This window comes from Metabacillus rhizosphaerae, from assembly GCF_037201795.1.
Lineage (GTDB): Bacteria > Bacillota > Bacilli > Bacillales > Bacillaceae > Metabacillus > Metabacillus rhizosphaerae.
Genome location: NZ_CP147403.1, coordinates 3,516,098 through 3,530,308 on the forward strand (window position 1 = coordinate 3,516,098; position 14,211 = coordinate 3,530,308).

Here is a 14,211-nt window from a genome sequence, read left to right on the forward strand (position 1 = left end):
GTATGGTGGCTGATTTTGAAGGTGAATTTGATAATATTATGGATGGGCTTTTTAAGAAGGTTAATAGATGGCAACTGAAATTAATCAGGCATAAACAGTAAAAAGTCAGGTGTATTACCTGACTTTTTAATTTCCACTATTTTACTAGGATTATATCCTTTATTTCAACTTCAGATTTTTTGTTAGTCCTCTAGCGATAACTCAAACAGCTTAACCCATCGATTAATTCAAGCTCTATTCCCTAAGCAAATTGTTTCGTAGCACAATCTACATAAACGAAAACACCAAGATCGCTAATAGAGGCATTAAGATAATGAAATAACCAATTGGATTACCAAAGTTAAGGGACCAACCAACACCAAACCGTTTTTCAACAAAGATAGATGGATCTTGTCTATTAAAATAAATAAGACCACCTTTCCAATGGGAATCATCGTCGAAATCAGCAATATTTTCTTTAGTGTCAACAACAATGTGTTTATCTGAACGACCTACTTTTATGGCAAAAGTGATTGTACCGACTAAGACCACGATAAGGAAAATGATCGGTGTTGCCAACATCGTGGCTCCTGCAAATAATTCAGGGTGGATCGTTTGTAATTGAAAGAAGCTAAACATTAAGGTGAGTAAGAAACTGACTAATAACATCAACCAGCTTGAATACTTACGTAATGTTAACTGCCTCATACGAGAGGCACTTGTACTAGTTGCACTTAATTTAATCCCAGATTTTTTCGTCCCAACATGGATACCTAAAAACATCAATTGCATCATTAAAAGTGTCAAGGGCATTAAAATTGCTGACATTGGCGTTTTTTCAGTAAAAGCATCAGCTTCACCATTGATACCCCAGTGAGTTGGAATTTGTTCCGGTAGAAGGTCGTATTGTAGTACGGTATATCCAATCACCCCAAACGTAATGATAATTGGTAATAAATAGATAGACCAAGGAAGCATTACATCCTGAGAACGTACTGATAAATCTGTGCTTTTTACTTGTTTTAGATTTTCTGCCCAATTATTTTTTATCTTTAATTGAAGGGTCTTCGCATGAAAGTAAAAATAGAGAGAAAGGCTTAATAGAATGATTCCAAATTGAATAAGCGTACCTACAAGCACAGTTTGTTCTTCGGTAGGGGTATTAAATATTGCCCAAAGAAGATAACCAGCTAAGGCAATAAAGGAAAAGAGGGAAACTAGCAATGTATATTTCTTTTTAAAGGATTTTAACGTTTCGTTATTTACATACTTTTCAGGAACCGTGATTCCAAAGATTACTGTTCGTTTCACTAAGTAGGGTACTGCAGTTTGGATCCCCGCCAAAATAATGGCGATCATAAGAAAAATGGCTAACGTCATCTTGATTCCTCCTTTTTTTGCTATTCTTTAAAGCTCTTGATAATCGAACTGACAAGCTCTTGGATTTGCTCCTCCGTCATACCGACAACAAGCGACTCAGCGATTAGTGGTTTAAAGATATTTCTTAGATTTTTAAGAGTGGTTTCACTAAAATATAGGGGAGAAGAGATTATAGCTCCGGATTTTGGAACGATTTTAATCATGCCTTTTTGTTCTAGTTGGTGATAGCTTTTATTCACTGTGTGCATATTGACACCAAGGTCTGCAGCAAAAGCTCTTACAGAAGGCAGAGCTTCGCCTGGAAGAAGAGAACCCCTAGCGATGGCTTCCACAATTTGATTAGTAATTTGCAAGTAAATTGGAATATCGGAGTCGGGTTCGATAATAATATACAAATTTTTACCCTCCAATCTGTTCTACATATATTATTACACATCTGTTCTACCTTATCTATAACAAAGAATGGAAGGGAGAGGGCATACTTTTATTACAGTAGTAAGTTGCAATTGCAATTGATTATGAATACGATTTGTATGTGTTTTCAGTAACAAGAACTTTTAGATTTCCTGCAACATATTTGAGTGAAAATAAATAGTAAAATATTAAAAAGCTAGAACTTTGGTAGGGATTGTTGTATATAAGGGGGAAGTTTATGAAGTTCTTAAAAGTATTTGTAGGATAATTGGGTATTTAAAGTTTATTCTTTTTTGCAGGGATCTGGATTTGTACTCTTGAAGGTAATAATGATGACAATAATGTAAACAAGTATTTACTCAGAGATTAGGAGAGAGCGCATATATGTATGAACCGAAGATGAAAGAAACCGACAATACTTAGATACCCCTAAGCAAGTTAAACGAAACATGACAGAACATTCTAAGGATGTGATAATTGAATCACTTCGTAAGAGAAATAAGCTTCTAGAAGAAAACAAGAGATTGAAAGAACAATTAAAGATAGATTGGGCAGCAATCTATAATGAAATCGAATAAAATAAATCGTATCTTTGATAACATGTAAACGATGAATGAGGTTCGATAGAACCTCATTTTTTTCGGCAATACTGTATATATGAAGCAGATTAGTTTAAGTACATTCCTTCACAAAATCATAAAAAATATGACCTTCCTAGTTAAGGAATCGTCTTCATAAAAAAACAAGCTGCCCACTAATATATAGGCAGCCTTTCATTTTGTTATATATACGCATTAATGTTCAAATTTAAAGCTACTGAGCCCTTTCACCATTTCAGGATCTCTATGTGAAAAGAACAAACTCTCTTTCGTATCTAACGTGGCAATCATACCCATGTCTTCTTTACTTAATTCAAAGTCAAATATATGGAAGTTTTCGATGATTCTTTCCTTATGAACAGACTTTGGAATCACCACGACTCCTCTTTGTGTCAACCAACGCAAAATCACCTGGGCAACGGATTTATTATGCTTTTTAGCTATCGCGACTAAAACTTCATTCCCGAACATGTTTTTTCTACCTTCAGCAAAAGGTCCCCAGGACTCTATCTGAACATTGTTCTCTTTCATAAATTGAGCACTTTCGATTTGTTGGCTGAAAGGATGCGTTTCAATCTGGTTTACAGAAGGAGTTACTTCATTATGAATAGCCAAGTCGATTAGACGGTCCATGTGAAAGTTACTCACCCCAATCGCCTTGATTTTTCCTTCACGGTACAATTCCTCCATCGCACGCCAAGAACCATATACATCTCCAAATGGCTGATGAATTAAATATAAATCCATATAATCCAATTGCAGTTTTTCAAGTGACCTTGCAAATGCCTTTTTAGTGCTCTCATAACCAGTATCCTGAATCCAGAGTTTTGTCGTCACAAACAATTCTTCTCTTGGCACACCACTTCGTTTAATTGCTCTGCCAACCGCTTCCTCGTTTTGATAGACAGCTGCTGTATCAATCAGGCGATAACCAGCCATAATAGCGTCATAAACACTTTGTTCACATTCTATTGGATCTGTAATCTGATAAACTCCAAAGCCCAGTATAGGCATCTCAACACCATTGTTTAAAATTACTTTTTGCAATTGTATTCCTCCAATTTTTTATATTTCTATCATTCTGCTAAACATAATTAATCCAAATTCATTTCTTCAGAAGCAGGCACAGCTTTAGTGTTTCTAATTAGGACTGCATTGAAGAAAACAGCCAATAAACTGGTTGCAAAAATAATCACTCCTAATGGAATAGCAGAGTATTCACCCGCAATACCCACAAGTGGAGAAGTAATAGAACCTAATAAAAAGGGTAGGATACCTAACAGTGCAGAGGCACTACCTGCTATATGCCCTTGCGACTCTATTGCTAAAGTAAATGAAATAGGTCCAATAATACCCAGTGCTACATTTGATAAGAAAAGTGAGATGACCAATGCGGCTAACGGTCCATGAGTAAGAACTACAATAAGTACGGCAAGACTAGAAACAAAAGAAGATAACAATCCAATCAGAAAAATCTTATGTGGAGTAGTTCGTTCCGCCAATCTTTTTACTAATTGAGCTCCTAACATTAAACTAATCCCATTCAAAGCGAATAAAATTGAAAACATTTGAGGAGATACGCCATAAATGTTTTGGTAAATAAAAGGGCTTCCTGAAATGTAAGCGAAACAACCTCCAAATAATACGCCAGATGCAAGACCATATCCCATGAATTTTCTATCTTGAAGCAAGGTTTTATAGTTTTTTAATAATCCTTTAAAATCACTAGAGATACGATTCCCTACAGATAATGTTTCTTTCACTTTCCAAACTGTCATGATGGTTAAGTAGATCCCTACAATTCCTGTAAAGATGAATACTCCTATCCATGAAGTGAAAGAAATAACGGCACTTCCTGCAAGTGGTGAAAGTAATGGGGTAACACTTGTAATCGTCGTAAGAAGTGCAAAAAACTTTGTTAATTCAATGCCGTCATACATATCGCTGATAATTGCACGAGCTATAACAAGTCCAGCAGAAGCTGAAAATCCTTGTATAAAACGTAAAACAATAAAAACTTCGACATTCGGTGAAATGGCACAACCGACAGAAGAAATGAAAAACAGAATCATTGAAAATAACAAAGGTTTTCGTCTGCCGTGAACATCACTTAAAGGACCTATTATAATTTGACCTAAGCTTAATCCTAAAAGAGCAGAGGTTAAGCTAGCTTGAACCATGGATGCGTTTGTGTCAAAAAACCTCATAATTTCGGGAAATGATGAAAGGTACATATCAACGGTAAATGGTCCTAACGCACAAAAGACTGCTAATAAAAGTGCAAATCGGACCTGATGTTTATTAGTCTTCGAATTCAATTATTTACAACTCCTTTTTAATTACTTGTTGCTATAGCATTCACTGGATACCAATTGTCTCCACATTTGTCAAAATGCATTTCCGTTTTCATACTCCAAGTGTTTCGAAAACCATAAATTCTAGCATCAATTTTTGCATCACAAATAAGAATAGCTTTATTACCATGAATTGTGATTTTTGTTTTTTGAGGAATAGTTTTGAAATAATTCATTTCTTCATTTTCTATTTGTTCAAGCCATTCTTGCTTACTTTGACGATAACCAGTCATGTGTACAGATGCATAATCGTCACTAAGGAAGGTGTTCAATGTTTCAATATCTTTATTAATCATTGCATCATTAATTTGATTAAACACTGCTAGGATTTTTTGTTTATCTTCACTCATGTTTGTACTTGTAACCTCCTTTTCATTATCGTCCAACCTAAAACCATAAATGGGTCAATCCATTAATTCGGACAACCCATTTTGGAATTTACTCGAAATAAGCAATTACTGATTTAATTCTTGTCTATCATTCCACACAAAATTTGAAGTTCTTTTAGCGATCAACCACTGACCGTCTTCATAGACGTATTCATCCTTATAAGAAACTGCTGAAGCGTTATTTATTTTCTTTCCATTTTCGGAACTAATAAGATCTACCCGACAATAGAGAGTACCTTCGGCTTTATCCCCGTTTATTTCCACAACGTGTTGACCATTAATATGATAAACAGTTTCGAAATTCGCTAAGAAGGCTTCAAAAGCCTCACCTATTTGTTTAGTTCCTTTCAAACTTGATACTAACGCTCCGTTTGCATAGGATTCTACAGTAGCATCCTTAGTAAAAAGCTCAGTTTGCTTCCAAACTTCTTTCTTGTCAGCAAGTATTGAGAAATTATCAACAAGTTCTCTTAGGGCTCTTACGTTTTCTAATTCTTCAATTCTCATCTCTAAATTTGTTTGTGTCATGTTTCTTCCTCCTTAATTTCGTTTATTTTAAATTTTTTATTTTTCTTATTGTTGACTGGTTTTAATTTACACCCAGACTTGGTTGATGAATAGTGATTACATTGCCTACTTGAAATCGATACTTATATCTGGAACATTTTTAATAGGTATAGCTCATACCACTCCTTTCATATTACTATGTTTAATTTATTACAATAGAAATTCATATTGTGGTATTAATTCACATCTGTGTATAATATAGAATAAAAAAAGGGCGTTCTCAATTGCCAAATAATCCTGATTCGTGAATTAATACACGAAATCGAAAAAATAGTGTAATTATACAAAAGGTTTGGAGGTCAATCTAGGTGACTAAAATTGATAGAAGAATAGCCAAAACACAAGAAGCAATAAAAAAAGCTTTTATTGAACTTATGAATGAAAAGCAATTCGACAAAATTACGCTACAAGATATTTCCGATAGAGCGAATGTAAACAGAAGGACTATTTACCTTCATTACATGGATAAATTCGATCTGCTTGATAAACTTATTGAAGAACACATTAATAAACTGCAAGAAATGTTCGAATCATTATCAGAAACGGATTTTATTGCGGGTGGGCAAGCAATTTTTGAATATTTTCAAAAAAATTATCTATTCTTTTCAACGATGTTGGTCGGTGGAGGAGCCCAAAATTTTCGAGCCCAATACATTGAGTTTTCTGTTGAACTGTTAAAGAATGAAGTGGTTACAGCAGAAGGCAAAAATAAAGGATTGAGTGAAGATATTATTCTTCGATTTGTTTCGGCTGCTTATGTAGAGGTAGTGGAATGGTGGCTCAAGAATCAAATGCCTTATCCACCCCGTGTCATGGCAGAACAAGTGGGGTTACTGGTAAAGAGGATTTTATAATTTTCTCCATAAATCATTAAATTAAGTAGATTTTGTGAAGAATTGTACTTAAACTACCATGAAAATTAACTTCTGTGAAATCAGAAAAATGGCAAAACTTAATAGACGCAGCTCATTCAACTTTTAAAAGGGGAGGAGCGTCTTGATCTTTGGTGTTTATATACTTGTTTAATGGATTAGGAAGCTTCTGTTATTGTAACCGTATAGCCTAAGTTTTCTAGTCTTCGAACTGAATGGCGTACAATAGAAACCTGTCTTTGTTTATCAAAGTAGTCTTCACCTAAGTCTACATACATTTCTTTTCTAGTTAACAGGTAATATGCGATCCGCAAAATCGCATGAGCAACTACAATAGCTGCTCTTTTGTTGCCTTTACGTCCTGCTGTTCGTCGATACAATGCACCAAGATAGTTTTTAGAGCCTCTCACTGATTGAGCTGCTTCAGTTAATGCTGATCTTAAATACTTATTTCCTTTTTTAGATCTAGTTGATTTTCTTTTCCCAGCACTTTCATTATGCCCGGGTACGAGAGCTGCCCATGAACAAAGATGTGCCGCAGTAGGAAATTGATTTTTAACATCAGTACCGATTTCAGCCAGGATTTGTTCAGCCATTCTTCTGGCGAGTCCAGGAATCGAATCTAGTCTTTCAATATCTTCTTCATAAGAGCTAACTCGTTTGGCTATCTCTTGATCTAACATTTCAATTTGCTCAGTTAGGAAATCAATGTGAGTTAAAATCGTTTTGAGCATTAAGCGTTGATGTGGGTTAACATACCCCTGAAGTGCTAATTCAAGTTCTTCTTTCTTCTTTTTCATTGTAAGACGAGCGAAGTTTGCTAGTTTCTCAGGATCATCCTCGCCATCAGCGATAGCTCGAAGCATATCCTTTGAGGAAACCCCCATAATATCAGAAACGACAGAACCTAGTTTGATGTTGGCTCCTTCTAAAACTTTATGAATCCGATTATGTTGTCTTGCACGTTCCTCGATAATACTGCGACGATAACGGACAAGTTCCCGTAGCTCTCTTTGAATACGGTTGGGAATGAAACTCGCTTTGAGTAAACCATGGCGAAGAAGTTGGGCAATCCATTCGGCATCCTTAACGTCGGTCTTACGACCGGGGAGTGCCTTCATGTGTTGGGCGTTTACAACTAGAAACTCAATCCCTTCAGATTCTAGTAGGTTAACAATAGGTTTCCAATAAACACTCGTGCTTTCCATTGCGACATGAGTACAGCCATGTTCGTTAATCCAGTCGATTAACTTGAGTAGAAAAACTGTTTTAGTAGGAAACGTTTGAATCTCCTTTCCATCAGGTGTCATAATACACGCAGTGATATTATCTTTATGAACATCCATACCACATGCTCTTTCAATGATTACATCCATTGAAATCTTCCTTTCTAGGCTTGAAAATTGGAGGCTGGTGCAACAATCAGAATTAGGATTAATCTACCATGAGTGTTTCCCGTAAGGGAGCGACAGTTTGTGGTGCACCGTGGTCGTTGGAGTCAGACTATAGGATGGGCTCTAAGGCACCATAGTTTATCGACCTTCCTCTCCCAGCCTTAGACACAGTATCGACAGATTGAATATATTTTCATTCTTTGTGGTGAAGCGCTGATTTTTGCGCTTCATGGATGGCTATAGGGTGCGTTACTTGAAGATCTAGTTCCCATTGTCAACCATTTTTTTATTGAACTAAACCAGCTAATAGTTTGTCAACATTTTTCAGTTAGAAATCTAAAAAGTACTTGATATACTAAAAATAAACATGCCAAATAACCTTCCTTCACTTCTAAATTGGAAGGTTTTGTATCATTTAGTTAGATGTAGTCATTTAACTATATCTTGGAAAGTTGTCCTATTCTTTAGTAAGGCAAAAATCCAATGTGAAAGCTTGTTTACGCAAGCAATGACAGCGACTTTAAATGGCTTTTTTCGCGAGAGTGTCTATCTCCGATTCTAATCTTGATAGATGCTCTTTGTATTGAAAAAATAATATTAATGTACATACCTAAGCTTAATATATGACACTGGTAGACTGACTTTTCAAAAGGATTACGAGCTGCCGCATCTTTTAATTCTAAAGCTTTTTATTTCGCCCATCTGATTGAGCGACTTTTACATAACTCATTGATCGTGTTCGAGATTGTTTCATTACTAGATATTAATATGTCTTCGGATGACGGAAACTCTTGTAATGTTAAGAGTGACACCACAGAATATAAATCTCCAAAAACCCCACGATATTCAGGAAATACTTGATCCAGGATAGCTTGAAATTGAAGCTTAGTTTGAATCATAACACCTGTAATATTTTCGTGCTGTCTCGTTTGGTTACGAAGGTTTAATAACTGAATCCCTCGTTTTTTATATGGTCCTAATTCTTCCTTATAATACAACTCACAGAGAAGGTAAGCATCAACGGCATCTGTCTTTACTTTTCTTAAACTGGAACTCTTCGCCTAATATGAAATTAAAGGGTTAATAATAATTAATAAATACCCACGTTCCTCTAGAAACTGAACAACTGGTGTTTGATAGTGACCAGTTGCTTCAAGGATAACCGGAGATTTTTGACCCGTTCCTTTCTTGATAACCTCTAAAAATTCTTCAAGTAAACCAAGCCCCTCAATCGTATGAGATACTTTAAAGCTTTTCGAAATGGCTTGCCTTTATTAATAAATGCTTGAACCTGACTTTCACCTTTTGAAACATCCAGACCTACGACTGGATTCATCCTTTACCAACTCCTAATCTATTATTTTGCCGGTACCCCTAATTCCTTCTTGCAGTATCACAGCTTCGCTTGTTATACGAGATCTATGTCCCAACCAGCCTCAATCATGTTTCTACAAGTAGGGGGCAAACTGTTTAGCTGACGGGATCCATGTCCCACGGGCAGTTTACTTTAAGAAGGAGTACTTTAACCAACCCTAGAATAAATAACAAATTGAATTTTTAATGTAGGCTAACGGGTGCTTGGGAACAAGATGATTGTCACTGCGGCGGTTTTTTTCTTATCCACTAAAGTGCAGTTTAACGCAGCCTCAGGATTAAACTTATGTTCATTTTGGATTTTAGTCTAATCTCAGTATAAAGAACGCTAACCGAAATGATTAACGTTCTATACATGATGGATGAGAACATGCAGGTGGCGGATATCTGGTGATCACAGTATTCGATTCAAAAAAACGATCTCTGATTATGCGAAAGCACAGACGCTTTTAAAGTAAGACTGAACAATACGATTACCAGGGTCAGTCACAGTGTTTTAATATAGAGTTGGAGTCGGAGGAGAACAATGGAAGTTAACAATATCTCTTAAAGCAACCGAATAATTATTCCATCTTCCGCCGAAAAACCTATATCCATAAACTCTTGATTCCCCGACAGTCGTCAAATAAAACCAGAAATTGTCTCCGTTTCTAAGCCACAAGTACGTAAAACGATACAAACAATTTTGAAGACCCAAGGGACTCAGGGCAGATGGCATTTGTCGTGTATATACCATAATTCGAGGTTCACTCCTTATTGAAATTAGACTTATATCCAAGTTTATGTTCAGGGTCAAAGATTGGATTGGATGTATGCCTAGTAGCCCACCTAAATTCAAATATGATTGAAGAAGCTTATATGAAATTACTTAAGGATAGGCAACTATTTTTATTGAGAACCGTATCTCTAATCCAAAGGAAATTATGAACAGTTTAAATAAGCCCTGGAGTTGTTCAACTAACGGGTGCAAGAGTTGAAGATGATGGGTTGCTGCGGCAGCCATTTTTCTTTATCATTCTTCAACTAAAATCGCAGTTTAGTGGAATAAGGTTTCCTGATTACTTGTAGAGTGAAAACATAATTATTTGAATTATTAGAAAAATATAATTTTCTCTATTGCCCAAAATTTTCCTTTATGATAAATTTATCTCATATAATTTGAAAGTGAGTGATTCTTGTGAAAATGGAAAATTTGATTGGAACAGCATATAACTTTGAGGTGCGGAAGGGATAAACAAGTTATATTGGGAACCCCATTCGTGATAAAACCAAAAACACGGAGGGTTAGTTATTATGTCTTTTAGTTATTATGGAGAACTTTGCACTGAAGTTTATGATTTAACCAAAAAGGTCGGACAATCTATTGGCGGTGATATAGAATATTACCGTGAAAGACTTAAAAATTGTAACGGACCTATTCTTGAAGCAATGGTCGGTTCGGGACGTGTAATTATTCCACTTTTAGAATCGGGTCTTAATGTGGATGGAGTAGATTATTCTCCTGAAATGTTGGCATCTTGTCGTCAAAAATGTGAAGAGCGAGGATTAAAACCAAATTTATATGAATCAAATTTAAAAGAACTTTCTTTAACAAATAAATATGAGGCAATTATAATTCCTGCTGGTTCTTTCTTATTAATTGAAAAAAGGGATGAATCTATTGAAGTATTGAAGCGTCTTTATGAGCATCTTCTACCAGGCGGAAGACTAATGCTAGAACTTTTCCTACCCGACAACAAATTTGAGACCGATGGAAAGTTTGAAGGAACAACAGCTTTTAACTTACCAAACGGAGATATAATTACAATGGAGGGTAAACTTGTCGAAGTTGATTTGTTTAATCAGTATAAAGTTTCCTATTTAAAATATGAAAAATGGCGGAAAGGAAAACGGATTCAATCTGAATTACAGCGTTTTGCAGCACGTTGGTACGGCATAGTGGAATTTAAAATGGTATTAGAAAGTATCGGTTTTTCAGATATTGTCGTCTCCGCAGATTTTGATTATGGTAAACAACCAACAAATAGTAAACAGACATATGCTTATGAAGCTGTTAGAAAATAAAATTAAAGGCAAACAACCCTTACTGATAATGCAGTTTAGGGTTGTTTTTGTGTTATAAAACTAAAAATACATAAAAGCTGTTGCACTAACGTGGCGACTTAGAGGAAGAAGTAGTGATAAAATAAGGTTAAATTTTACCTTGTTGAAGGTCTAAAAAATGAAGAAAGCAGTTGGAGTTCAATCATTTTATCTTTTTTTTATAATAAAATAGAAAAAAAGGCGAAAAATCAAAGTAAATTATATAATAACGATAAGGAAGGTTGGATTTGATGGGAAGTCAAGTACGTTCAGTTCCTCGTCCGATAGTACGAACAAATCAGTGGTTTATAGTGGTGTCTGTATTGTTTACCTGGATAACTAAGCAAGAATGGATCCTTGCTATTCCTATCTTAGCAGGTTTAGTGGGCTTATTTTTTGGATTTAATCCTGTAATGCGTTTAGCTAAGCTGTTTTTTAGAAAGCACCCTTCACAATATATTCCTGAGGAATGGGATCAGCAGCAATTCAATCAGATAATTGCAGTCATTTGTCTAGCAGGGGGATTAATAAGTTTTCTAATGAATTGGACGACTTTAGGTTATGTTTTCACCATTATAGTTGCTGCAGCCGCATTTATTGCAATTTTAGGTTTTTGTGTTGGTTGCTATATAAGGTTTCATTGGAAACAGTACCAATACAGAAGATCTTTAAATAAACAATAAATAAAGTGATGGTTAAGGCAGGAAATGTTGGTTAATACAAGTACAATACAAAACAGTAAAAATAAATACTGCATCTATAGCGATGGGGAAGGGTTAAGAATGATTAGGAAATCAGTTTCCTAGTCATTTTTTTCGATGAATATTCTTAAAGGTATTTCCCATCTTAACATTGAAATTAATATACACGGTATTCCAAATTTGATAAGGAGGTGCTAAATAATATGGTAGTAATAACTGATTTTAAACAATTTCTAAAAATCAAAAGTTCGTGGATTCTCCTAGTAGGTATGTTTTTGTATGGCATTGGGACGGGAATATTGGCCCCGATGAACGCAGTCTACATGCGTAATGGAATAGGTTTATCAAAATTCGAGATCACTTCAATTTTTTCCATTTCGTTATTGCTAAACATGATTACAACCATTGCGATAGGTATTATCAGTGACAAAATCAAGCGGAAGAAACCTCTACCAATTTTCGCCTGCATTCTTTGTATGACAGGACTACTTATTTATATAAATGCGTCAACCTATATGGCAACGCTTATTGGTATGGTTTTTGCTGTTGCACCTTCAGGACTCATAATGGGCCAGTTTTTTGCAATGGCTCGTAATCATTTTATGACCCTTGCTCCTTATATTTATGAAATGGCTCAAATCTGGCTTCGTGCTACGTTAAGTGTAGGTTTTTTTACTGGATTGCTAATAGGAGCGAATTTATTTATATTCGGTGATTTCAAAAGTGTTCTTTGGGGGAATTTTTTAGGATACGCTACATTATTTGTTGTTCTTTTATTTTACAAAGAGCATGAGGCACCAGCACCCTTATCTAGTGATAAAAGTGAATCATTCTCTCTTGTTATGCTATTTGCTCTACTTTTGCTTGCATGTGCCGACGCATTAAGGGGGCTTTATTTGCCTCTCGTTGTTGTACAATTGTTTGAAGAACCTCAGTTAATGTCCTACTTGTGGAGTGTTCAGGCCGTTTTTGAATTAATGTTTATGACGGCTGCAGGATATTGGGCAAACAAATTCGGGAGTAAAATTGTCATCATTATCAGCAGTTTATGTGCTCTAACGACTTATTTAGTGTACTCTATAAATCCGCCACTTTGGGTATTTTTTCTCGTACAGCCCCTATATTCCTTTTTCGTCTCTGTTTTGTATGGGGTTGCAATGGGGTATGTACAGCGTATGTTTAATACACGCATTGGATTTGGATCAAGTTTATACGTTTTCTTATCCCAGACCGCTGCTTTGATTGGCTATTTGCTACCATTTCTAATTTCCGGCTACCAACCTCGTATTTTCATCATTCCAAGTATACTGGTTAGTACCGCATTTCTTTTAATGGTCGTACATCTAATCATTAATCGGTCAAAGGAAAAAATAACCCTCATTCAGTCGGTGCATGAGGATAACAATTATTCATAATTGTATATATACTGATTTAAAGGATTGGAAAGAATTAGATATATAAGGATTTGGAGTAACGAATACTCATATGGGACTTTTTTGGATTTGTATATAGAAAAAGAAGATAAAAGCTATTATATATAATCACAATACAATCTCCATTCCAAAGTTGAAGAAGAAAATTGATTTTAAGGTCCTTGCTCCTCAAGGAATACCGACCGATTGGACTCTGAACATCACAAAACATACCCTTGGAATGAGAAAGAATATATAACGGATTTCAGGCTCCATTATATGGAGAAAAATGATAAACGTTTAATGTTTGGAATTGGCGAAAAGAAAGCTTTTGGTCATTCGGAAAAAATGGTGAATAATAAGGCAGTAAATATAAATGGCTATAAGGGGTATTTTTCAGCATTTAAAGCTTCAAAAAATAACGAAAATCCTGTTTATGGAATTTTGCGTTGGGTTCAAAAAGATCCTTACTTAGAAATGGATAGTTTAACACTGACAGAAGAACAGATGATTAATATAGCTAAATCGATGGAATAGGAATGAATTTAAGATATTGTTTAACTAACGGGTGCGTTTCTTTAAAAAGGAATGCTCTTTTCGTATCCAATTAAAAGGAAGTAAATGTTATTATTATATTAAAGATGGTTGCTCTTCTATTATAGGTGGAGAAAGCTTTAATACGACACACCACTGC

General features: G+C 35.3%; 13 protein-coding genes and 1 pseudogene. 6 read left to right on the forward strand and 8 right to left on the reverse strand.

The genetic code is table 11. The annotated features are described in order from the left end of the window. Positions 1 to 267: 267 nt before the first annotated feature. Both WCV66_RS17160 and WCV66_RS17165 read right to left on the reverse strand, forming a co-directional pair. Positions 268 to 1,359 (reverse strand): DUF1648 domain-containing protein, encoded by a 1,092-nt coding sequence (locus WCV66_RS17160; RefSeq protein ID WP_338786242.1) that lies wholly within the window; start codon positions 1,357 to 1,359, stop codon positions 268 to 270. A gap of 20 nt (positions 1,360 to 1,379) precedes the next feature. After that, positions 1,380 to 1,754, reverse strand: a complete 375-nt coding sequence (locus WCV66_RS17165; protein WP_338786243.1) for a GntR family transcriptional regulator — start codon at positions 1,752 to 1,754, stop codon at positions 1,380 to 1,382. A gap of 468 nt (positions 1,755 to 2,222) precedes the next feature. On the opposite strand from WCV66_RS17165, the gene WCV66_RS17170 reads away from it, so the two are divergent. Further along, entirely contained in the window at positions 2,223 to 2,351 is a 129-nt protein-coding gene (locus tag WCV66_RS17170; RefSeq protein ID WP_338786244.1) for a hypothetical protein, read from the forward strand. Positions 2,352 to 2,567: 216 nt separating this feature from the next. Here the strand turns inward: WCV66_RS17170 and WCV66_RS17175 are convergent, their stop codons facing one another. The 4 genes from WCV66_RS17175 to WCV66_RS17190 all read right to left on the reverse strand — a co-directional run bounded on the left by WCV66_RS17175 (position 2,568) and on the right by WCV66_RS17190 (position 5,643). Continuing rightward, positions 2,568 to 3,419 carry an aldo/keto reductase gene (locus WCV66_RS17175; protein ID WP_338786245.1) on the reverse strand — a complete coding sequence of 284 codons (852 nt, stop codon included), beginning with the start codon at positions 3,417 to 3,419 and terminating at the stop codon, positions 2,568 to 2,570. Between the two features lie 47 nt (positions 3,420 to 3,466). Further along, on the reverse strand, positions 3,467 to 4,690 hold the full coding sequence (locus WCV66_RS17180) for a multidrug effflux MFS transporter (protein WP_338786246.1): 1,224 nt from the start codon (positions 4,688 to 4,690) through the stop codon (positions 3,467 to 3,469). Positions 4,691 to 4,707: 17 nt separating this feature from the next. After that, positions 4,708 to 5,076 (reverse strand): nuclear transport factor 2 family protein, encoded by a 369-nt coding sequence (locus tag WCV66_RS17185; protein ID WP_338786247.1) that lies wholly within the window; start codon positions 5,074 to 5,076, stop codon positions 4,708 to 4,710. Between the two features lie 105 nt (positions 5,077 to 5,181). After that, positions 5,182 to 5,643, reverse strand: a complete 462-nt coding sequence (locus WCV66_RS17190) for a nuclear transport factor 2 family protein (RefSeq protein ID WP_338786248.1) — start codon at positions 5,641 to 5,643, stop codon at positions 5,182 to 5,184. A 347-nt stretch (positions 5,644 to 5,990) separates the two neighbouring features. Between WCV66_RS17190 and WCV66_RS17195 the strand changes: the two genes are divergently transcribed. Continuing rightward, on the forward strand, positions 5,991 to 6,536 hold the full coding sequence (locus WCV66_RS17195) for a TetR/AcrR family transcriptional regulator (RefSeq protein WP_338786249.1): 546 nt from the start codon (positions 5,991 to 5,993) through the stop codon (positions 6,534 to 6,536). Positions 6,537 to 6,712: 176 nt separating this feature from the next. Here WCV66_RS17195 and WCV66_RS17200 read toward each other — a convergent pair whose 3' ends face one another. Next, a complete protein-coding gene (locus tag WCV66_RS17200; RefSeq protein WP_338786250.1) occupies positions 6,713 to 7,930 on the reverse strand; it encodes an IS110 family transposase in 1,218 nt (405 codons plus the stop codon). A 547-nt stretch (positions 7,931 to 8,477) separates the two neighbouring features. Then, a pseudogene (locus WCV66_RS17205) lies at positions 8,478 to 9,284 on the reverse strand (IS110 family transposase); the annotation flags it as partial. Between the two features lie 1,331 nt (positions 9,285 to 10,615). Here WCV66_RS17205 and WCV66_RS17210 point away from each other — a divergent pair. The 4 genes from WCV66_RS17210 (at position 10,616) to WCV66_RS17225 (ending at position 14,054) form a co-directional block, all read left to right on the forward strand. Next, complete coding sequence (locus WCV66_RS17210; RefSeq protein ID WP_338786251.1) at positions 10,616 to 11,386, forward strand: class I SAM-dependent methyltransferase; 771 nt, start codon at positions 10,616 to 10,618, stop codon at positions 11,384 to 11,386. Between the two features lie 269 nt (positions 11,387 to 11,655). Next, positions 11,656 to 12,087 carry a DUF4395 domain-containing protein gene (locus WCV66_RS17215; protein ID WP_338786252.1) on the forward strand — a complete coding sequence of 144 codons (432 nt, stop codon included), beginning with the start codon at positions 11,656 to 11,658 and terminating at the stop codon, positions 12,085 to 12,087. A gap of 221 nt (positions 12,088 to 12,308) precedes the next feature. After that, positions 12,309 to 13,520, forward strand: coding sequence for an MFS transporter (locus WCV66_RS17220; protein WP_338786253.1), 1,212 nt, complete (start codon positions 12,309 to 12,311; stop codon positions 13,518 to 13,520). 204 nt (positions 13,521 to 13,724) lie between these two features. Then, positions 13,725 to 14,054 (forward strand): DUF4367 domain-containing protein, encoded by a 330-nt coding sequence (locus WCV66_RS17225; RefSeq protein ID WP_338786254.1) that lies wholly within the window; start codon positions 13,725 to 13,727, stop codon positions 14,052 to 14,054. Positions 14,055 to 14,211 lie beyond the last annotated feature (157 nt).

Coding starts and splice junctions, on each gene's coding strand:
- WCV66_RS17185 (WP_338786247.1), bottom strand. CDS start 5,076: ATGAGTGAAGATAAACAAAAAATCCTAGCAGTGTTTAATCAAATTAAT.
- WCV66_RS17200 (WP_338786250.1), bottom strand. CDS start 7,930: ATGGATGTAATCATTGAAAGAGCATGTGGTATGGATGTTCATAAAGAT.
- WCV66_RS17215 (WP_338786252.1), top strand. CDS start 11,656: ATGGGAAGTCAAGTACGTTCAGTTCCTCGTCCGATAGTACGAACAAAT.
- WCV66_RS17210 (WP_338786251.1), top strand. CDS start 10,616: ATGTCTTTTAGTTATTATGGAGAACTTTGCACTGAAGTTTATGATTTA.
- WCV66_RS17220 (WP_338786253.1), top strand. CDS start 12,309: ATGGTAGTAATAACTGATTTTAAACAATTTCTAAAAATCAAAAGTTCG.
- WCV66_RS17190 (WP_338786248.1), bottom strand. CDS start 5,643: ATGACACAAACAAATTTAGAGATGAGAATTGAAGAATTAGAAAACGTA.
- WCV66_RS17170 (WP_338786244.1), top strand. CDS start 2,223: ATGACAGAACATTCTAAGGATGTGATAATTGAATCACTTCGTAAGAGA.
- WCV66_RS17160 (WP_338786242.1), bottom strand. CDS start 1,359: ATGACGTTAGCCATTTTTCTTATGATCGCCATTATTTTGGCGGGGATC.